The organism is Nonomuraea bangladeshensis (genome assembly GCF_039529455.1).
In the GTDB taxonomy this organism is placed as follows: domain Bacteria; phylum Actinomycetota; class Actinomycetes; order Streptosporangiales; family Streptosporangiaceae; genus Nonomuraea; species Nonomuraea bangladeshensis.
The window spans coordinates 30,562-49,473 of sequence record NZ_BAAAMV010000010.1 but is presented as its reverse complement, the minus strand read 5'-3'; the positions used below and the strand labels follow the sequence as shown (position 1 = coordinate 49,473).

General features: G+C 70.9%; 14 protein-coding genes and 1 pseudogene. 7 read left to right on the top strand and 8 right to left on the bottom strand.

Going from position 1 to position 18,912, the window contains the following annotated elements; genetic code table 11:
• Positions 1-14: 14 nt before the first annotated feature.
• Together ABD292_RS32740 and ABD292_RS32735 are read right to left on the bottom strand one after the other, a co-directional pair.
• A complete protein-coding gene (locus tag ABD292_RS32740) occupies positions 15-1,631 on the bottom strand; it encodes a CocE/NonD family hydrolase (RefSeq protein WP_344214168.1) in 1,617 nt (538 codons plus the stop codon).
• The gene (locus tag ABD292_RS32735; protein ID WP_344214166.1) at positions 1,628-2,197 is read right to left on the bottom strand and encodes a TetR/AcrR family transcriptional regulator; all 570 of its coding nucleotides are present in this window, start codon (positions 2,195-2,197) and stop codon (positions 1,628-1,630) included. The genes ABD292_RS32740 and ABD292_RS32735 overlap by 4 nt, the downstream gene beginning before the upstream one ends.
• Before the next feature lie 70 nt (positions 2,198-2,267).
• Here ABD292_RS32735 and ABD292_RS32730 point away from each other — a divergent pair, with 70 nt between their 5' ends.
• Positions 2,268-3,779 carry a carboxylesterase/lipase family protein gene (locus ABD292_RS32730; protein WP_344214164.1) on the top strand — a complete coding sequence of 504 codons (1,512 nt, stop codon included), beginning with the start codon at positions 2,268-2,270 and terminating at the stop codon, positions 3,777-3,779.
• 91 nt (positions 3,780-3,870) lie between these two features.
• On the opposite strand, the gene ABD292_RS32725 is transcribed toward ABD292_RS32730, so the two are convergent.
• On the bottom strand, positions 3,871-4,197 hold the full coding sequence (locus ABD292_RS32725) for a TetR family transcriptional regulator (protein WP_344214163.1): 327 nt from the start codon (positions 4,195-4,197) through the stop codon (positions 3,871-3,873).
• A 355-nt stretch (positions 4,198-4,552) separates the two neighbouring features.
• Between ABD292_RS32725 and ABD292_RS32720 the strand changes: the two genes are divergently transcribed.
• A complete protein-coding gene (locus ABD292_RS32720; protein ID WP_344214161.1) occupies positions 4,553-5,563 on the top strand; it encodes an alpha/beta hydrolase in 1,011 nt (336 codons plus the stop codon).
• Positions 5,564-5,618: 55 nt separating this feature from the next.
• The gene (locus ABD292_RS32715; protein WP_344214159.1) at positions 5,619-6,683 is read left to right on the top strand and encodes a helix-turn-helix domain-containing protein; all 1,065 of its coding nucleotides are present in this window, start codon (positions 5,619-5,621) and stop codon (positions 6,681-6,683) included.
• Here the strand turns inward: ABD292_RS32715 and ABD292_RS32710 are convergent.
• Positions 6,682-6,987 (bottom strand): annotated as a pseudogene (locus tag ABD292_RS32710) (glycoside hydrolase family 3 N-terminal domain-containing protein); the annotation flags it as partial. The gene ABD292_RS32715 and the pseudogene ABD292_RS32710 overlap by 2 nt on opposite strands.
• 215 nt (positions 6,988-7,202) lie before the next feature.
• Between ABD292_RS32710 and ABD292_RS32705 the strand changes: the two are divergent.
• From ABD292_RS32705 to ABD292_RS32690, 4 genes are read left to right on the top strand one after another with little or no spacing between them, the layout of a single operon-like run.
• Positions 7,203-8,189, top strand: a complete 987-nt coding sequence (locus ABD292_RS32705; protein WP_344215037.1) for a LacI family DNA-binding transcriptional regulator — start codon at positions 7,203-7,205, stop codon at positions 8,187-8,189.
• Positions 8,186-9,004: an SDR family NAD(P)-dependent oxidoreductase gene (locus ABD292_RS32700; RefSeq protein WP_344214157.1), complete on the top strand. Its 819-nt coding sequence runs from the start codon at positions 8,186-8,188 to the stop codon at positions 9,002-9,004. The genes ABD292_RS32705 and ABD292_RS32700 overlap by 4 nt, the downstream gene beginning before the upstream one ends.
• Complete coding sequence (locus ABD292_RS32695; RefSeq protein WP_344214155.1) at positions 9,001-9,867, top strand: amidohydrolase family protein; 867 nt, start codon at positions 9,001-9,003, stop codon at positions 9,865-9,867. Before ABD292_RS32700 ends, ABD292_RS32695 begins: the two co-directional genes overlap by 4 nt.
• A 10-nt stretch (positions 9,868-9,877) precedes the next feature.
• Positions 9,878-11,179, top strand: coding sequence for an L-fuconate dehydratase (locus ABD292_RS32690; protein WP_344214153.1), 1,302 nt, complete (start codon positions 9,878-9,880; stop codon positions 11,177-11,179).
• Positions 11,180-11,272: 93 nt separating this feature from the next.
• On the opposite strand, the gene ABD292_RS32685 is transcribed toward ABD292_RS32690, so the two are convergent.
• From ABD292_RS32685 to ABD292_RS32670, 4 genes are read right to left on the bottom strand one after another with little or no spacing between them, the layout of a single operon-like run.
• Positions 11,273-13,381, bottom strand: coding sequence for a hypothetical protein (locus ABD292_RS32685; RefSeq protein ID WP_344214151.1), 2,109 nt, complete (start codon positions 13,379-13,381; stop codon positions 11,273-11,275).
• Positions 13,378-15,792: a glycoside hydrolase family 2 TIM barrel-domain containing protein gene (locus ABD292_RS32680; RefSeq protein ID WP_344214149.1), complete on the bottom strand. Its 2,415-nt coding sequence runs from the start codon at positions 15,790-15,792 to the stop codon at positions 13,378-13,380. The genes ABD292_RS32685 and ABD292_RS32680 overlap by 4 nt, the downstream gene beginning before the upstream one ends.
• Positions 15,789-17,588, bottom strand: coding sequence for a glycoside hydrolase family 3 protein (locus ABD292_RS32675; RefSeq protein ID WP_344214147.1), 1,800 nt, complete (start codon positions 17,586-17,588; stop codon positions 15,789-15,791). Before ABD292_RS32675 ends, ABD292_RS32680 begins: the two co-directional genes overlap by 4 nt.
• 18 nt (positions 17,589-17,606) lie before the next feature.
• Positions 17,607-18,905, bottom strand: coding sequence for an MFS transporter (locus ABD292_RS32670; RefSeq protein WP_344214145.1), 1,299 nt, complete (start codon positions 18,903-18,905; stop codon positions 17,607-17,609).
• Positions 18,906-18,912: the final 7 nt, after the last annotated feature.

Sequence of the window (18,912 nt, the reverse complement as noted above, 5' to 3'; positions counted from 1 at the left end):
CCGAGTGGTGACAGCTACCCGATCGGGAGGATGACGGCGGAGGGGTGGCCGGGATCGTGGAAGACCTGCTGGTCGGCAGCGCGCAGGGTGGTGGCGGTGGCGCGGGGTTCGCCGGTGCCGGGGTTGCGGTTGTAGCGCGGGAAGGCGCCGCTGGAGACCTGGACGCGGATACGGTGACCGCGCCGGAACCGGTACGCCGTAGGCCACAGCCGCACCTGCGCCGCCGTGGTCGTGTCGGCGCCGTCCAGGCTCACGAGCCCGTCACAGACGTTGACGGAGCGCCCGCCGGGGTCGACATCGCACAGGCGGACGAAGACGTCGGCGTGCGGCAGGCTGGAGCGGAAGAAGATCTCGGCGTTCACTTCGCCGATGACCTCGACGTCCTCGTCCAGTGCTGAGGTGGTGTAGGTGAGGACGTCGGGCCGCGCCTCGAGAGTGGCGTTGTCGACGGGACCCGCCTTCTCCCCGAAGGCCATGCGGACGCCGCCGAGCGCCGGCGTGGGGTCGGCCGGCTCGTAGCGGTAGCCGTCGGGCTCCGAGCCGGGAGGCACGTCGGTAGAGAGGCCGCCGCCGGGCTGGAGGTGGTAGCTGCGGGGCTCATAGCCGGGCGGCGGCCAGGACGGGAAGTCGCGCCACCGCTCCTCCCCCATCACGAACAGGCGCACCGGGGCGCGCCCGGCGGGTTCCTCACCCCTGGCCAGGGGCAGGCCGAAGTCCAGGGCCTCAGTGACGGTCGTCTGGCCGACTCCCATGGAGGTGTGCGCCCAAGGGCCGACGGTGAGGCGGGCGAGGGGGTGGCCCGCAGCCTGCAGAGCCTTGTAGTCGCGGAGCTGGCCGGGCAGGAAGATGTCATACCAGCCGCCGACGGAGCTCACCGGCACCCGGATGCCGGTGACGCGGTCGCGGTGGTCCAGCCCCTGCCAGAACGGGTCGTCGGCGTCGTGAGTCAGGATGTGCTGGAGGTAGTCGTAGGGGTGGCCGAGGGCGGCGGTGCCGGCCTGGTCGAGCGGCAGGGTGCGCAAGGCACGCTGGACCTTCTTCCCGCTGAGCAGGGCGCGCGGCATGGCGAAGCGGCGTTCCTGGCCGGCGACCTGGACACCCCAGACGAACGGGGTCTCCAGGGAGAAGGCGTCCGCGCGCAGGAAGTCGAGGGTGAGCGCCGACTCGGACACTCCCGCGATCATCGCCTTGACCTGAGGTGGGACGGCGTCGGCCACCGCCCACTGGACGAAGCCGAGGTAGCTGGCCCCGTACAGGACGATGGACTCGCCACACCACGGCTGCTTGATCAGCCAGTCGAGGGTGTCGAGGCCGTCTTCCCGCTCACGGCGCAGTGGGTCGAAGGGGCCGTCGGAGCCGAACGTGCCGCGGGTGCTCTGGACCAGCACCTGGAAGCCCCGTTCGGCCAGCGGCCTGGCCATCATCTCGGTGGCCGTGCCGGTCCTGCCGTACGGGGCGCGGATGAGCACGGTGGGCAGTCCGTCGCCGCCTCGCACCGGGCGCCAGCGGTCGGCCAGCAGCACGGCGCCGTCGCGCATGGGCACTCGCAGGTCGTGGTCTACGGCGAGCTTCCTGGTGGTGGGCGGGGACAGGCGCATCATGCGCTGGGCGAGGTGGCTGCGTACGTTCATCGCGGGTGACCTCCGAAGGCGAGGTGGCTCAGGCTGGACAACCGGTCCGCCAGTTCCTCGGGGTCGAGAGGATCCGGGGCGTCGATCAGCCAGTCGTTGACGATGGCGCCGGTACCGCCCGTGACCAGCTTGGCCAGGTCCCCGGCCGTGGTGTCGTCGAGGTCGCCGAAGACCTGGCGCAGGCCGTCCGCGGTGACGAGTCCGGCGAACAGCCTGTTCAGGGCCCGGGCGGTGGGAAAGGCGCAGGAGCCGGTGAGCATCGCGCGGTAGAAGGGGCGGTGCCGCGCGAAGTGCCGGGCCATGGCGAGCAGTCGCGTCCGGTGCGGTGCGGCGTCGTCGCTCACCTCGGGTATGAGCTCCCGATTCACCAGATCCGCCGCGGCGGCCACGAGGAGCGCGTCGCGGTCGCCGAACTGCAGGTACACCAGTTGCCGGCTGACGTTCGCGGCGTCGGCGAGGTCACCGACGGGCAGCGCGGTCGTGCCGTGCTTCGTCACCAGCCGGACGGCGGCGTCCATGAGGGCGGCCCGGTTGCGGAGTACGCGGCGGTCTTGTCGGTCCTGCACCCGGCCAACACTAGACATGTGTTAATAAATAGACAACTGTTAAATCAAACGCTTTAGATAGGAGCTTGCGATGCCCGAAGTCATGACCACCGCCGGGCGCGTACGTGGCCGCGTGGAGGAGGGCCTGGCCGTCTTCCGTGGCATTCCCTACGCCGAGCCTCCGCTGGGCGAGGCGCGTTTCCAGGCGTCCCGTCCGGCAATTCGCTGGGACGGTGTCCGGGAGGCGTACTCGTTCGGCCCGCCGGCCCCGCAGGACGCCAACATGGCCGGTCGCAGCGGCGGCGACCTGTTCGCCGGCACGGGCGACGACTGGCTGACGGTCAACGTCTGGACGCCCGACCCCGACCCGGCCGCTCTCCGCCCGGTCATGGTGTGGATCCATGGCGGCGCCTACAAGCACGGCTTCTCCGGCAGTCCGGGCTACGACGCGCAGCACCTCGCACGCGACGGCGATGTGGTTTTCGTGTCGCTGAACTACCGTCTCGGCGTCGAGGGCTTCGCTCACCTCGACGGTGCGCCCGCCAACCGCGGCCTGCTCGACCAGGTCGCGGCCCTGCGATGGGTGCGCGAGAACATCACGTCGTTCGGCGGCGACCCCGATCGGGTGACGATCCTCGGCGACTCGGCCGGCGCCGGCTCGATCGCCGCGCTGATGGTCATGCCGAGCGCGAAAGGGCTGTTCCGGCGCGCGGTCGGGCAGAGCCTGCCGGGCACGTTCCTGTCCGACGCCCTGGCCCGCGACGTCGCGGCGGCCATCGCGGCGGAGGCGGGGCGGCGTCCGACGGCCGCGGACCTGTCCGGGGTGGATCCCCGGGAGCTGCCCGCCGCCGGGCACGCGGTGGAAGGCAAGATGCGCGAGCACGAGGAGCGGTGGGGCGCGTTCGCGCACACGCTCACGGCCTTCTCCCCGGTCGTGGACGGTGAGGTGCTGCCGGAGGCGCCCTGGCAGGCGCTGGCGGGCGGCGCGGGCCGGGATGTGGACCTGATCATCGGGCACAACCGTGACGAGTACCGCCTGTTCCTGCTCTTCTCCGGTCTGCTCGGCAAGGTGACCGACCAGCAGGCGGCGCAGGCACTGCGCATCTTCGGTCCCGGCCGGGACGGCGAGCGCGCCTACCGCGCCGCCTTCCCCGAAGCCTCCGCCGAGGAGCTGTACGAGCTGGTGCAGAGCGACTGGCTGTTCCGCATGCCGACCCAGCAGCTGGCCGAGGCGCAGGTCAGCGGCGGCGGGCGGGCCCACCTGTACGAGCTGGCCTGGCAGTCGCCGGGCAGCGGCGGCGCGCTGCGCGCTTGTCACGGCCTCGACGGCCCGCTGCTGTTCGGCACCTACGACGCTCACCTCGGTCCGGCCGCGATCGGTCCCGAAGGCGTCGCCGAAGCCCGCGAGCTGACGTCCCAGATCCGCGCCGCCTGGACGTCGTTCGCCGCCTCGGGCGATCCCGGCTGGCCCGCCTACGATCGCGAGCAGCGCCTGACCAGAGTCTTCGACGTCCACCCGTCGGTCACCGCCTACCCACAGGAGACCTCACGCCGTCTCTGGAAGGACCAGACCTTCAGCGCGCTTCCCCTTCTTGCGACCTGAGGCGATCCCAGGAGGCCTGCGCGGCCTCATCACCAGCCGGATCAGGGTCAGCGCGTGAAGCCTTCGTGCCGGACGACCCAGTTCTCGTCCTTCAGGAACCCCGGGCAGCCGACGTCACAGCCATCCAACCAGCCGCCATGAGGGGGACGGCGGCGAGCAAGCCGCCGTAGGCGGACGGGTACGTGTCCGGATGGGACAGCACCGGCGTGATCGATCGGTTCGCCACCTGCAGGTCGAGCAGGAACTCGAACAGCTCGATCACGCCGAATGGAGTGCCGGCGAGTTCGGCCGCGCGGTGCTCGATGAGGCGCAGTCCCTCGGCGTAAATGATGGCGGCCAAGTCCTCGCGGGTGGCGAAGTTACGATACAGCGTGGTGCGGCTCACGTTGGCCGCGCGAGCGATCTCCTCCAGCGCCACGTCGTGCCCGTGTGTGCGAAGACTTCCCTGGCCGCGGCGATGAGCCGGGCACGGTTGCGTGCCGCGTCACTGCGTCTGGCCGCGTCGGCCTGGTCGCCGGGATCGTCTCGCATGTGCGCATCCTGACGATCCGTACATGCCAGTACGCTGCTGGAGCAGCTAAACGTACATGTGAGTACGTTTCCGTGAATCCGAAGAGGACTGTTGTGCGGCCCGGACCGATCCCAGCGCCATGTCCCCGCTCAGCGTGGACGCCTACCCGCCACATGGCGGGGAGTATCCGCCGCACGGCGGCGGCCCGTACAACGGGCGGCGACCGATGATGGTGAGCCCACCACACCACCTGGAGTTGACGATGACCTCCTTCGGCCCTGGCTCCTCCCACCTGCCCGTCGGTGCTCCGCCGCCCTTCGACCCGGAACTGGCGCCGGTTCTGCGGGTCATCAACGAGATGATGCCACCCGACGCCCTCCGCGACCTGGCCGACCTCACGACGCTGCGGCAGGCCAGTCCCAGCATGGAGCCGGATTCGAACGAAACCCTCACCAGGAACGGCGCCTACACTGTGGAGGAGCGGACGGTGCCGGGTCCGGAGGGTGCGCCGGACGTGCCCCTCCTGATCTGCCGGCCCACCGCGGTGACAGGGCCGGCTCCGGTGATGTACCACACGCATGGCGGCGGCATGGTCAGCGGGGACTGCCGGACAGGGCTGGCAGGGTTCCTCGACCTGGTCCAGGACCTGGGGATGGCCGTGGTGTCGCCGGAATACCGACTGGCGCCCGAGACGCCGCACCCCGGACCGATCGAGGACTGCTACGCCGGACTGATGTGGATCGAGGAACACGCCGAGGAACTGGGGCTCGACCCCGCTCGCATCATGGTCGCCGGCGCCAGCGCGGGGGGAGGCCTGGCCGCGGGTCTGGCCCTTTTGGCCCGCGATCGCGGTGGCCCCGCTCTGTTCGCCCAGATGCTGATGTGTCCGATGATCGATGACCGCAATGACACCCCCTCCGCCCGGCAGATGGCCGGGCTGGGCGTCTGGGACCGGGTCTCCAACGAGACCGGATGGACGGCCCTGCTGGGAGCGGCGCGGGGCACCGCTGACGTCTCCCCCTACGCGGCACCCGCGCGAGCCATGGATCTGTCGGCGCTGCCGCCCGCCTTCATCGATGTGGGAACGGCCGAGACCTTCCGCGACGAGGCCGTCACCTACGCCAGTCGCATCTGGCAGGCCGGGGGAAGCGCTGAACTGCACGTGTGGCCCGGCGCCTTTCACGGGTTCGACGGCATGGCGCCACATGCGGCGATCTCTCAGGATGCTCGCGCGGCGCGGGCTCTGTGGCTGCGCAGGGTGCTGCCGGCTTGACCGGCGGGTGAACGCCGCGGAGTTCACCCGCAGCCCGTAGGAAGGAGTTGGAGCGATGCACGACCTGACGGTCCGTCTCGACGCGCTTGATCCGCAGGCCGGGGCGGCACTGCGGGTCATCATGTACTTCGACGATCTGCTCCGCCACAGGGCCGGAATCCAGGCGATCGTCAGGGGCGCGGCGGTGCTGACCGCCGGTCCCGCCGCGCTCGTCGACGACGCCCGCCAGGTGCGCATCAGAATCGACGCGGACGGACGCAGCGGCAAACCCGCCGACAGCCCCGATCCCGCCTGGCCCAGCACACCCGTGGGCACTGGGGACGCGATCCTGTGGCTGGAGTACTCCGGCCCGCCGCGCCCCATCGACGCGGTGGTCCTGGAGCGGGCCGCCGCCGCGGTCGCCGCCGTACTGGACCGCACGCGCGGCCGGCAAGCGGACCGACTGCAGGATCGGGCCCTGGTGGAAGTTCTCCTTGACGCGGCGGCCGCTTCCGAAGCCCGGACAACGGCGGCGCGCCGGCTCGGCCTCGCCGACGCGGTGCAGGCTAGAGCGGTCGCCCTGCGCCCAGGTGGCGCGCGCATCCATCGCGAGCCCACGTCCGGGCCGTCCGGCCGCGAAGTTGTGTTGCCGGCTGGCGTGCGTGCCGGAGTGGGCCCGGCCGTCGCCATCGCTGATCTGCCGTTCTCCTGGGCCCAGGCGTGTATCGCCCTGCGCCTGACCGCCGAAGGCACGCCGGCCGACCCCGGTCCCCGGGTCGTTCACGCCGAAGAGGCAGGCGGGCTGGCGGTGCTCGCCTCGACCGTCGGCCCGGACACCCCGAAAGTCGCCGACGTCCTCACCCTGGAACGCACCAGTCAGGCCGCACCCTGGATGCTCGTGACCCTCGACGCGGTCGCCGCCGCTCCCAGCCTGCGAGCGGCGGCCCTCATCCTGCGGGTGCACCACTCGACCTTGCAAGAACGTGTCACCTACGCCGAACGGCTGCTCGGCTGGTCCCTCGGCGATCCTTCGGGCCGCTTCCGTCTGTTGCTGGCCCTGGTTCTACGCCGCCTCCACCGCAGCCCGCTCGATCCGTCCGCCCAGGGGCACCCCGCTTGGCCGCGACCGCCGCTGCCTTGAATACGGCGTTGGCGTCGGAGACCACGAACCCGTCGAAGCCCAGGGCGTCGCGCAGCATGTCGGTCAGCAGCCACCGGTTCCCGGAGGCCGGGATCCCGTTGAGATCCATGTACGCGCTCATGACGTTGAGCGCGCCAGCGTCCACCGCAGCCTTGAACGGCGGCAGGTGGACGTTCCACAGCTCGGAGTCGGAGACCTCGGCGTCGTCGTAGTCGCGTCCGCCACGGGCCGCTCCATACCCCGCCAGGTGCTCGGGCCCGGCGACGATGCGGCCGGCGCCGAGGTCGCTCTGAAAGCCGCGCACCTGCGCGACGGCGACGGCGGAGGCGGAGTAGGGGTCCTCCCCGGCCCTTCCGCCTACCCACAGGAGACCTCACGCCGTCTCTGGCAGAACCAGACGTGCGAGGCACTGCACTCGCGTGAAATCGGTTTCATATCAGAGCTTCCCCACTGATGCTCTCAGCTGTACGCTCGTCCCTGCCAAGGTATGAAATCGAATTCAAGGACGAGCCGTTGCAAGTGACCATGAAGGACGTGGCCCTCGAAGCGGGTGTGTCCGCCGCGACCGTGAGCCGCGTCCTGACCGGTCACGCCAAGGTGGCGCCCGAGAAGCGGGAGGCGGTCGAGCGGGCTTGCCGGAAGCTGGGCTACCAGCCGGACGGCTTGGCCGCCGCCCTGCGCAACCGGTCGTCGCAGTCGATCGGGATCCTGGTGCCGGACATCGAGAACCCGATCTTCCCCGCGGTGATCAGGGCGGCCGAGCACGAGCTGGCGCGGGCCGCGGTGGACGTCCTGCTCTGCGACGCGGACAACGACGTCGAGGTGGAGGCGCGACGGCTGGAGACGCTGCTGCGCCGGCGGGTGGACGCGCTGCTGGTCTGCCCGGTGCACGTGCGTGACAGCGCGCCCGCCCTGCGGGCCGCGGCCGGCAAGGTGCCGCTCATCCAGCTCGACAGGCGCGCCCTCGACGACGTGGACTTCATCGGCGTCGACCCGGTGTCGGGAATGACGCAGGTGGTGACCCACCTGCGGGCGGCAGGCGCGCACACCGCCGTGTTCGTCGGGCGGCACGGCGGCATGTCCAGCCTCGTCGAACGGGCGCGGGCGTTCGAGGACGCCTGCGCCCTGCACGGCCTGCGCGACCGGCCCACGCTGGAGGTGCCCTTCCCCGACGGGGCCAGCGGGCGTGCCTGCGCGCGGGACCTGCTCGCCCGCGGTGACCTGCCGGACGCGATCGTGTGCGCCAACGACGAACTCGCCTTCGGCCTGCTCGCCGAGCTGCGGGCGGCCGGCGTCCGCTGCCCCGGCGATGTCCTCGTCACCGGCCACGACGACATCCGCGCCGCCGAGTACCTGGGCCTGACCACGGTGAACCAGTCATTGCAGGACAAGGGACGCGAAGCGGCCCGGCTGCTCCGGCAGCCGAGCGGCTCGCCCCGGCACGTCCGGCTGACACCTGTCCTCGTCCCGAGAGCGACCACCGAAGTTTTGGGGAGTCCATCATGAACACCATCCGGCCGACCGCGATCGCGGATCGTTTCGCCGGCCGCCACGTCCTGGTCACCGGAGCGGGCAGCGGGATCGGCGCGGCCACCGCGCGCCAGTTCGTCGCCGAGGGCGCGCACGTCACCGGCATGGACGTCAACGGCGACGGCTTGGAAGCGGTCCGGCAGAGCCTGGGTGAGCGTGCCGACGCCTTTCGGCCCGTCACCGCCGACATCACCGAGGCCGCACGCCAGCCGGAGCTGATCGAGGCCGCCTCCGGCCCGGACGGAGCGCTGGACGTGCTGGTCAACAACGCGGCCGTGTTCCTGCTGGGCGGCGTGGACGCCACCGAGCACCAGTGGCGGCGGACCCTGGACGTCAACCTGCTCGCGCCCGCCCAGCTCGTCGCGGCCGCCGCCGAGGCGCTTTCGCGCTCGTCGGCCGGCGCCGTCGTGAACGTCGCGAGCATCTCCGGCCACATCTCCCAGGCCGGCCGCTGGACCTACAACGCCAGCAAGGGCGGCCTGCTGGAGCTCACCCGCTGCCAGGCGCTCGATCTCGCGCCGCGCGGCATCCGGGTCAACAGCGTCAGCCCCGGCTACGTGTGGACCGAGGTGCTCGACCGCGCCGCCGACGGCGACCGGGACAAGTGGGACCCGCTCTGGGGGGCCGCCTGCCCGCTCGGCCGCTGCGGCGAGCCGTACGAGGTGGCCGGCGTGATCGCGTTCCTGGCCTCGCCCGCGGCGTCGTTCGTCACCGGCACCGACATCCTCGTGGACGGCGGGCTGGTGTCGATGAGCCCGGACGGCAAGACCAGCTACGGGTTCAGCTCATGATTCCCGGCGGCGTCGTCGACGCGCACCTGCACCTGTGGCAGCTCGGCCGCTTCTCCTACCCCTGGCTCGCCGACGACGGCAGCGCGGAGCTGCGGCACGACTACCTCGTGTCCGACTGGCGAGCCGACGCCGAGGAGGTCGAGATCGCGGCCACCGTGCACGTCCAGGCGGAGATCGGCCACGCCCTTGACCCGGCTGAGGAGACGGCCTGGCTCGCCTCCCTGGGCGAGTCCGTGCCGACGGTCTGCGTCGGCTACGCCGACCTGCGCGCACCCGACCTCGACGAGGTGCTGGACCGCCATCAGCGGCACGCGCTCTTCCGCGGGATCCGCCAGCTCGCCTGGTACGACCCGCACTCGGCCAAGGCCGACGTGCCGCGGGAGAACCTGCTCGACGACCCACGATGGGCGGCCGGGCTGCGACGGCTGGCCGCCCGGGGCCTGTCCTTCGACCTCCAGGTGTGGCCGCACCAGCTCGCCCAGGCCGCCGGTATCTTCCGCGACCTGCCGGACCTGCCGGTGGTGCTCGAACACGCCGGGCTCCCCGGGCAGCGCGCCGAATGGCGTGACGAGCTGCGCCGCTTCGCGACCCAGGTCCCGCACGCCCTGCTGAAGATCTCCGCGCTGCGGTCGGTGTCGCCCGCGTGGTCGCTCGATGAGCTCGCGCCCGTGGTGCATGACGCGATCGAGGCGTTCGGCCCGGACCGGTGCCTGTTCGGCAGCAACTTCCCCGTCGACAGGCCGGCCGTCGGCTACGGCGACCTGTGGCGCACCTACGACGCCCTCACCTCCGGCTACAGCGCGGACGAACGCACCCGCATGCTGCGCACCAACGCCGCCAGCCTGTACCGCATCACCCTGTGAAAGGACCCGAATGAGCCCGTCCATCGTCTCCGTCGAAGCCCATGACGTGCGCTTTCCCACCTCGCGCATGCTGGACGGCTCCGACGCGATGAACCCCGACCCCGACTACTCCGCCGCCTATGTCATCGTGCGCACCGACGCCGGCGACGGCCACGAGGGCCACGGGTTCGCCTTCACCATCGGACGGGGCAACGACCTGCAGACCGCGGCCATCGCCACCCTGGCGCCCCTGGTCGAAGGGCTTCCCCTGGACGACACCCTCGCCGACATGGGAGCGTTCTGGCGGCACCTGGTGCACGACTCGCAGCTTCGCTGGCTGGGGCCGGAGAAGGGCGTCGTGCACATGGCCATCGGCGCGCTGGTCAACGCCGTATGGGACCTGAAGGCCAAGCGCGAGGGCAAGCCGCTGTGGAAGCTGCTCGCGGACCTGACGCCGGAGCAGATCGTCGACCTGGTCGACTTCCGCTACCTCACCGACGCGCTCACCCGCGACGAGGCGCTGTCGATCCTGCGCGGGGCGGCCGCCGGGCGCGCCGAGCGCGAGGAGCACCTACGCGCCAACGGCTACCCCGCCTACACCACCACCCCCGGCTGGCTCGGCTACGACGACGACAAGCTCGCCCGCCTCTGCAAGGAAGCGCTCGCAGCCGGGTTCGACCAGATCAAGCTCAAGGTCGGCGCCGACCTCGACGACGACATCCGCCGTATGCGCATCGCCCGCGAGATCTGCGGCCCTGACGTGCTCATCGGCGTCGACGCCAACCAGCGGTGGGACACGGATGTCGCGGTCGAGTGGATCCGGGCGCTGGCACCGTACGACCCGTGCTGGGTGGAGGAGCCCACCAGCCCCGACGACATCCTGGCCCACGCCGAGATCGCCCGCGCGGTGGCCCCCATCAAGATCGCCACCGGTGAGCACGTGCAGAACCGCGTGGTCGTCAAGCAGCTGCTGCAGGCCCGCGCGATCGAGGTGCTGCAGATCGACGCCACCCGGGTGGCCGGCGTGAACGAGAACATCGCCAACCTCCTGCTCGCGGCCAAGTTCGGGGTGCCGGTGTGCCCGCACGCCGGCGGCGTCGGGCTCTGCGAGCTGGTGCAGCACCTGGCGATGTTCGACTACGTCGCGGTCAGCGGCAGCCTGGACGGCCGTGTCATCGAGTACGTCGACCACCTCCACGAGCACTTCCTCGACCCGGTCGTCATGGACCACGGCCGCTACCGCGCCCCCACAGAGCCGGGGTTCAGTTCCACCGTGCGCCAGGACACGCTCACCACGTACGCCTATCCGGGCGGCCCGGCCTGGACCGGCTGACGAGACCGGCAAAAGGCCTGGGCCTTTGCCTGGAGAACATGTGGCGCCGGCGAAGCGGAGTGCTTCGCCGGCGCCACGGCATTTGCTACACGATCACGGCCAGGGGGTGAAGCCCTCGTGCTGGACCACCCAGCTGCCGTCCTTCGGGAACCCCGGGCAGTCGGTGTCCGAGCCGTCCCAGCCGGCCGCCATGAGCGAGACGGCGGCCAGCACGCCGCCGTTGGTCGACAGGTAGATCGGCAGCAGGCTGCCGAACTGCGGGACCTGACCGGTGGGGAGGAAGGTGTTCTTGCCCGTCTCCATGAGGAGCCCGTCCACGGCCAGGTCGGGGCGGCCGAGGCGGGTGGCGGTCATCGCCAAGGTGGGGAAGTCCCAGCCCCAGGCGGTCTCCCACTGCCAGTCGGCCAGGACGTCCAGGAGGGTGGCCTCCATGACGGCGGGATCGATGAGCGGGTTCTCCGGCACGACGCCCAGGGCGCACAACATCGAGGGATGGTCGTCGCGGCGCAGGTACGGCTCGGTGGCGATGGCGGTGTAGACGCCGTCGCGCTGGTGAGGCCGGGCGAGGTTGTCCTGGATGCGCTGCCAGTCCTCGTGCCGCTTGAGGCCGGAACGTTCCCGCCAGCGCTGTGCGATCTCCAGGCCCCACCACCAGTAGGCCAGCTCGAACGTCGGATCCTCGGTGGCCCTGGCGTCGTAGAACTCCTGCGCCGGCATGACGGGCGCGGGCAGATGGTAGACGCCGTCGCGTTCCTCGACGAAGGAGGCCATGAACAGCGCGGTCTCCTCCACCAGCTCGGCGAAGCGGGCCACGAGACGCTCCCGTTCCGGTTCGGTGCGGCTGCGGTGAAGCAGTTCGAGGAGGTAGAGCGGGTGCGGCTGCTGCCAGACGAGCAGGGCGCCGATGTGGGACGGGCTCTCGCGGCCGTCGGGGGCGACGTGCTTGGGCCAGCGGGCGCCCGCGTAGTGCTGGCGGCGGGCCGTCTCCTTGGCCACATCGAGAATGGTCAGATACCAGTCGAGGCTGCGTTCCAGCAGGTCGGGCCGACCCCATGTGGCGAACTGGGCGGCGTGCCACCAGTGCATCTCCAGGTGGAACTTGCCGTACCAGGAGTTCGTGGTCAGGCCGGTCTCCTGCGGCGGGGTGCTGCCCGAACAGTTGACCGCGTTGAGGTACTGCGACAGGACCACCCGGCGCTCCAGCTCGGCGGCGCGCGGGTCGGTGCTGCCGGTGAAGTCGATGGCGGCGCCCGTGGTCCAGAACGCGCGCCACCAGGCGTTCGCGGCGCCCTCGATCGTCAGGAACTCGCCGCGGCCCAGTGCTCCCGCGTCCTGCGGGGCGAAGGTGGCCACGAGCTCCAGGCTGGTGGCGGACGTCTTCAGCTCGAAGGTGTGCGGCTCGGCGGCGGCTGCGATCTCGCCGTCCGACCAGTCCAGGCGCACCACGTACGTGGTGTCGTCGAGCGTGCGCTCGAAGCGGCAGGCGTGCTCGCCGAGGGACTGCAGCACGGTGGTGTGCTTGTCCGGCGCGGTCCAGTCGGAGGTGGCGAAGAAGCCGTCGCTGGCGTACGGGAAGCGCACGGCCACGGCGGCCTGGCCGGTGGCGAGCAGGTCCGACTCGATGCGGAAGGCCACGCGGGCGCGGTGCGGGTCGGCGACCGTGGTCACCCGGACCTGATGCCCGGCGTAGGTGAAGACGCTGGTGATGGTGCCGGCCCACAGGTCGAGGCGCTGGACCGGATCTTCCAGGACGGCAGGGTCCTGCTCCGGCGCGGCCCCGGCCTCCGGCCTCAGCACGAGCCCGATGCGCCCGAGGTCCAGCCGTTGCGGGTTGGCGTGCAGCCAGGCGCCCGCGCGGAACTCCTCCGGGATCTCCCCGCCCATCATCGAGTTCATGTCGAACTTGTCGGGATACTGCACCGGGCCGCGCGGGCTGTCGTAGGTGGTCATCGCGTCGGCCAGCACGTAACCGTGCGGGTTCGGCATCGCGTGCCAGCCCCAGCCGGACATGGTCGCCGTGTTCAGCGCGAGCCGCCCTTCGGGGAAGGCGGCGGCCTGGTCGTGGAAGGCGGGGAAGGTCTGCATGCCGGTGATGTCTGCGGTGTAGGCGAAGTCGCCGTTGCCGACGGTCAGCGCGGCCGCGGGATCGGGCTGCGTGATCTCAACGGTGTGACGGCGGACGAGAGCTTGTCTGTCGATCATGCGGACTCCACGCTGATGACGATTTCGGCGGGTTCACAGTCAGGGGCGGTGGCGATCACGTGGATCTTCCCGGGACCGGTGGGGCGCAGGACGGCCAGGGCACGGCCGTCGTGGGTGCGGCGTTCGGCCGCGTCGAAGCGTTCCTCGGTGGACGGGCAGGCGCTGCCGAACCCGGCCGGCACGCCCGTGCCCGACACCTCCAGCCGCACCGGACGGTCGGCCGAGGTGTACGGGATTCCGTCGGCGTCGGTGAGGGTGAGGGTGACGTAGGCGAGATCGCCTCCGTCGGCGGAGATGGTGAGCCGGTCGGCCTCGGCTCGCAGCCGCACGGGGCCGGTCGCGGAGCGGAGCAGGTCGCGGCCGGTCTCGGCGCCGTCGCGGTAGGCGATGGCGACCAGCTCGCCGGGCTCGTAGGTCGTCTCGAACGCGGTGCGGAATCGTTCCACCGGCTGCCGTCCCAGCGAGCGGCCGTTGAGCAGGAGCTCGATCTCGTCGGCGGCGGCGTAGACCTCGACGGTGATCGGCGCGCCTTCGTGTCCTGGCCAGGTCCAGCTCGCGAGGGTGTCGCTCCACGCCCAAGGGCTGCCGGCGAAGGTCTTGCCGTGGTGTTCGGGCCGCCGGACGGCCAGGTAGGGCTCGGTGCGCAGGCCGAAGACGATCTCGCGGTAGTAGGAGGCGGGGCGGCGGTGGCCGGTGATGTCGATGTCGCCGCAGTCGGCCGTCTGGTGCGGGTACGGGGCGTTGTGCGGCGGGCGTTCACCGTCCGGGCTCACGTACTGGGGCCGGCCGATGCCGACTTCGCCCAGGTAGTCCCAGCCGGTCCAGGTGAAGTCGCCGATCACGGTGCTGTACTGCTGGACCAGCGCCCAGTTGCGGTCGATGCGGGTGGGGAAGGTCTCGGTGCCGAGGATGATGCGGTCCGGGAACTTCTCGCGGTCCAGGGCGTAGCGGCTGTCGGAGTAGTTCATGCCCGCGACGTCGAGCACGGCGTAGGACTCGGCGGTGCGCTCGGTCACCAGGTCCGAGACGGCGACGGCGTTCATCGCGTCGCCGGCGTCGGCCATCAGGGTGTTGATGCCCGCGCCCTCGTCCTCGGCCGCCTGCTGCATGAAGGCGCCCAGCTCCGACATGACGGCCAGCATGTTGTTGATCGCGTTGGTGACGTATCGGGTGCCGTCCAGCGCGCGCACCTTCTCGGCCAGCCTGCGGCCCCAGGCGGCGCCTGAGGGCGTGCCGGTCTCGGGGATCTCGTTGCCGATCGAGTACATGATGACGCTGGGATGGTTGTAGTCCTTGGCGACCATGGCCTCGATGTCACGTTCCCACCATTCGGGGAAGTTCAGGCTGTAGTCGTACGGGCTCTTGGCCGAGGTCCACACGTCGAACGTCTCGTCCACCACCAGCATGCCGAGCCGGTCGCAGGCGTCCAGCATCGCCTTGCTCATCGGCTGGTGGGAGATACGGATGGCGTTGAAGCCCGCCTCCTTGAGGATCCGCACGCGGCGTTCCTCGGCGCGGGCGAACGTGGCCGCGCCGAGCACGCCGTTGTCGTGGTGCACGCACGCGCCGCGCAGCTTGACGCTCTCACCGTTGATCCGCAAGCCGTGCTGAGGATCGAGGCGCAGGGACCGGATGCCGAACGTGACCCGCTCGCTGTCGAGGTCGGCCAGCCGCACCTCACAGGTGTAGAGGGCGGGCGCCTCGACGCTCCACAACAAGGGGTCGCGCACGTAGAGCCGCTGCCGGACGGTCGCGGGCTGGCCGGGCAGCACGGTGACCTTCGAGGTGCCGCTCGCCACGACGGCGCCGGCGGCGTCGCGGAGCTCGGTGACGAGGTCGGCCGTGTGGATGGCGATGGAGTCGTTGACCACGGTCGTGGCGACCTCGACCACGGCACGTTCGGCGTCGATGTCCGGGGTGGTGATTCGGACGCCGTCCGACGGGATGCGGACGACCTCGCCGACCAGCAACCACGTGTCGCGGTAGATGCCCGCACCGGTGTACCAGCGCGAGTCCTGGTGGGCGCGGGCCTCGACCCGGATCTCGTTGTCCTGCCCGAAGCGCAGGAACCGGTCGGCGTCGATGTGGAACTGCGAGTAGCCGTAGGGCCGCTGACCCGCGTAGTCGCCGTTGATGTGGACGGTCGCGTCGCGGTAGACGCCCTCGAACTCGATCGCGATGCGCTTGCCCCGGTGCTCCTCCGGGACGAAGAACGTCTTGCGGTACTCGTACACGCCTCCAGGGAAGTACGCACCGGCGGCGCCATCCTCGGAGGGCACGCGGGTCTGCGTGATCATGGCGTCGTGCGGCAGCGTCACGTCCTGGTACGGGACCACCACCCCGGCCAGTTCGGCGAAGGGGTTGACCTTGGGCCGTACCTGCCAGCCTTCGTTGAAGGAGGTGCGGATCACTTGTACTCCAGTCCGAAACCTTCGGGGAACAGCACGTCGTCGAGATCGTTGGGCACGTCGGCCTGGTTGCGCTCGACGGCGGCCATGCTGCGGGGCAGCTGGAACGGCAGCCGGCCGCGCATCGCACCCGGGGTCACCAGGGCGTGCGCCACCGCCGCGTTCCCTGAGCCGAAGCTGCCGACGATCGCGGTGGCCAGGTCGGCGAGCGGCGTCAGGACGGCCGGGCGTTCGAGCTTGACGTCCACGACCACCGGCGCGATGGCGGCCAGCTCCCGCACCCGCGCCACCGTCTCCTCGGCGAAGTCCAGGCTGCCGGCGTGGAAGTACGGCTCCAGGAACATGGTGTCGCGCTGCTCGAAGGGCGCGTCGAGCCGGACGACGATGACGTCGGCGTCCTCGGGGCGCTCGACTCCGTCGGGGAAGGCGCCACCTTCGACGTACACCCGGGTCCCTGACGGCAGAGGCAGCAGGCCGTCGTTCTTGAGCAGCACCAGCGATCCGACCTGGGCGTCGAACCCGGCCGTGACGGCCTCCGCGGTGCCGGCGCGCTCCGGCTCCTCGGCGTAGGGGTTGTCGAACAGGCCCAGCTCGAACTTGACCGCGAGCAGCCGGGCGAGCGACTCGTCCAGCCGGGACTCGGGGACGGTGCCGTCCTCGACGAGGGCGAGCAGCACGTCGGTGCACTCCTCGCCGCCGAGCTGGTCGCAGCCGGCGTCCAGGATCCTGGCGACGCGCTCGGCGCGGCTGAGGTGTTCCACGCCCCAGGCCCGCGCCGGGCTGTAGGGGCTGTCGGTGACGAGCTGCCAGTCGGTGCAGACCACGCCGTCGTAGCCGAGTTCCTCGCGCAGGATGCCGGTGATGACGTCCTTGTTGAAGCCGAACCCGACCTCCTCGATCGCCCGCCCCTTGTGCACGGCCCCGACGGGCATGCCGTAGTACGGCATGATGGCCGACGTGCCGGCGTCGATCGCCTCCAGGAACGGTTGCAGGTGGTGGTCGAACAGGCCGCCCGGGTAGACCTGCTCGCGCCCGTACGGGAAGTGCGGGTCCTCACCGTCCTTCTGCGGGCCGCCGCCGGGGAAGTGCTTGGTCATGCACGCCACACTCGTGGCGTCGAGGGTTTCGCCCTGGAAGCCCTCCAGGTAGGCGCGCACGTAGGCGGCGGCCAGCTCGGCGCTGGGCCCGAACGTGCCGGACTGGCGGGCCCAGCGCGGCTCGGTGGCCAGGTCGATCTGCGGGTGCAGGGCCGACCGGATGCCGATCGCCCGGTACTCCTGACGGGCGATGCGGGCGAACTCGCGCACCGCCTCGACGTCGCGCAGCGCGGCCAGGCCCATGGCCTCCGGCCAGCGGGAGAATGCGCCGGACAGCATCGAGGTGGCGAGATTGTCGCCGCCCGAGTGACACGGGTCGCTTGAGATGGTGACCGGAATGCCCAGCCGGGTCTGCTCGGCGAGCTTCTGCACCCGGTTGTGCCACAGCGCCGCGACCTCCGCCTCGCCCGGCAGCATGATCACGTTGAAGTGGGTGATGTACTGCCGCTGGATGGTGTGCGAGGTGGAGTTCGGCATCAGCATGGCGCCGGTCTCGACAGGCGAGCCGTCCTGCCCGGCCTCGATCATCGGGTGGAAGAACTGCCCCACCTTCTCCTCGACGGTCATTCGCGAGATGAGGTCGCGGACCCGTTCGGCGACGGGCAGGCGGGGGTCCTCGTAGGGGTCCATGACACCGTTGCCGTTGAGATCACGGTAGACGGTGCCGTCGGGGGCCTGCGAGGTGACGAGCCACTCGGACATGGACTTCTTTCTCTCGGTTCAGCGGACGGATTTGACGCGCGTCAGCACCACCAGGCCACTGGCCAAGGTGAAGGCTCCCGCGACGTAGAAGAGCAGGGTGTAGTTCTTGTCTGCCCCGGTGACGCCGATCGCCAGGAACAGCGGCGCGACGAGGGGCGCGACGCCTTGCGCGATCGAGTTGGCGAAGCCGTAGATGCCGATGTAGCGGCCCGCGTCGGTGTCCCGGTCGGGCAGCACGTCCAGCATCAGCGCCTGGTCCACGGCCGAGAACAGGCCGATGCCGAGACTGCCCAGCATCGATCCGAACATGATCAGCGGCACGGTCGGCGAGATGGCCATGACGACCGCGCCGATCGCGACGACGGCACCGCCGAGCAGCACGAAGATCCGGCGGCGGCGCAGCTTGTCGGACAGGAATCCGCCACCCATCGCACCGAGCATGGCGGCGACGATGCCGCCGAGCCCGAAGGTGGCCATGATGCCCGCCACCTCCGCCACGCTCACGTTCATCCGCTCGGCCAGGAAGAACGCGGTGAAGGTCGAGTAGAAGGTGACGCCGGCCATGAACAGGAGCTTGCCGAGCCAGTTCCAGGCGAAGTCGGGGTTGCGGCGCGGGCTGAAGAGGTAGGGCTGGATCAGCAGCCGGGCGGAGAAAGGCTCTTCCGGCTTGGGCAGGTGACGGCTGTCGCTCTCGCGGACGAACGCGATGAACAGCATCAGGGCCACCGCGCCGATCGCACCGGGCACCAGGAACAGCAGGAGGTTGTTCCCCGTCACCGCGCCCGCCATGACCGTCCCGCTGACGGGCGCGAGCTGCTGGACGACGCCGGACAGGCCGGCGACCTTGCCGCGCTGGGACTCCGGCAGGCGGTCGGCCTGCGAGGCGGTCAGCAGGGTCATGACCGAGCCCCAGCCGATCTGCGCCAGCATCCAGCCGATGGTGAGCACCAGGATGCTGGGGGCCTGGGCCAGCACCACGAGGGCGATGACGCCGAGAGCGGTCAGGCCGATCAGGTACGGGCGGCGGCGGCCGAGCCGGGTTCGCGCGCGGTCGCTGAGCATCCCGAACACCGGCGTCGTCAGCAGGGCAGCGATGGCGCCGGCTCCGGTGACGTAACCGAGATACTCCTCGTTGCCGGGGGCGAGCTGGGCGACCCTGATCGACAGGGAGATCGAGATGGGCGTGACCAGCGCCATGAAGGAGCCGAACACGGCGATGACCATCAGCCAGATGTAGCCGGCGCCCACCTTCGGCCGGTCGTCGATGAGCGCGGCGGGCGGGTCGATGGGTGGCTGGTCGGCGTGGGTGAATGCCATGGGAACC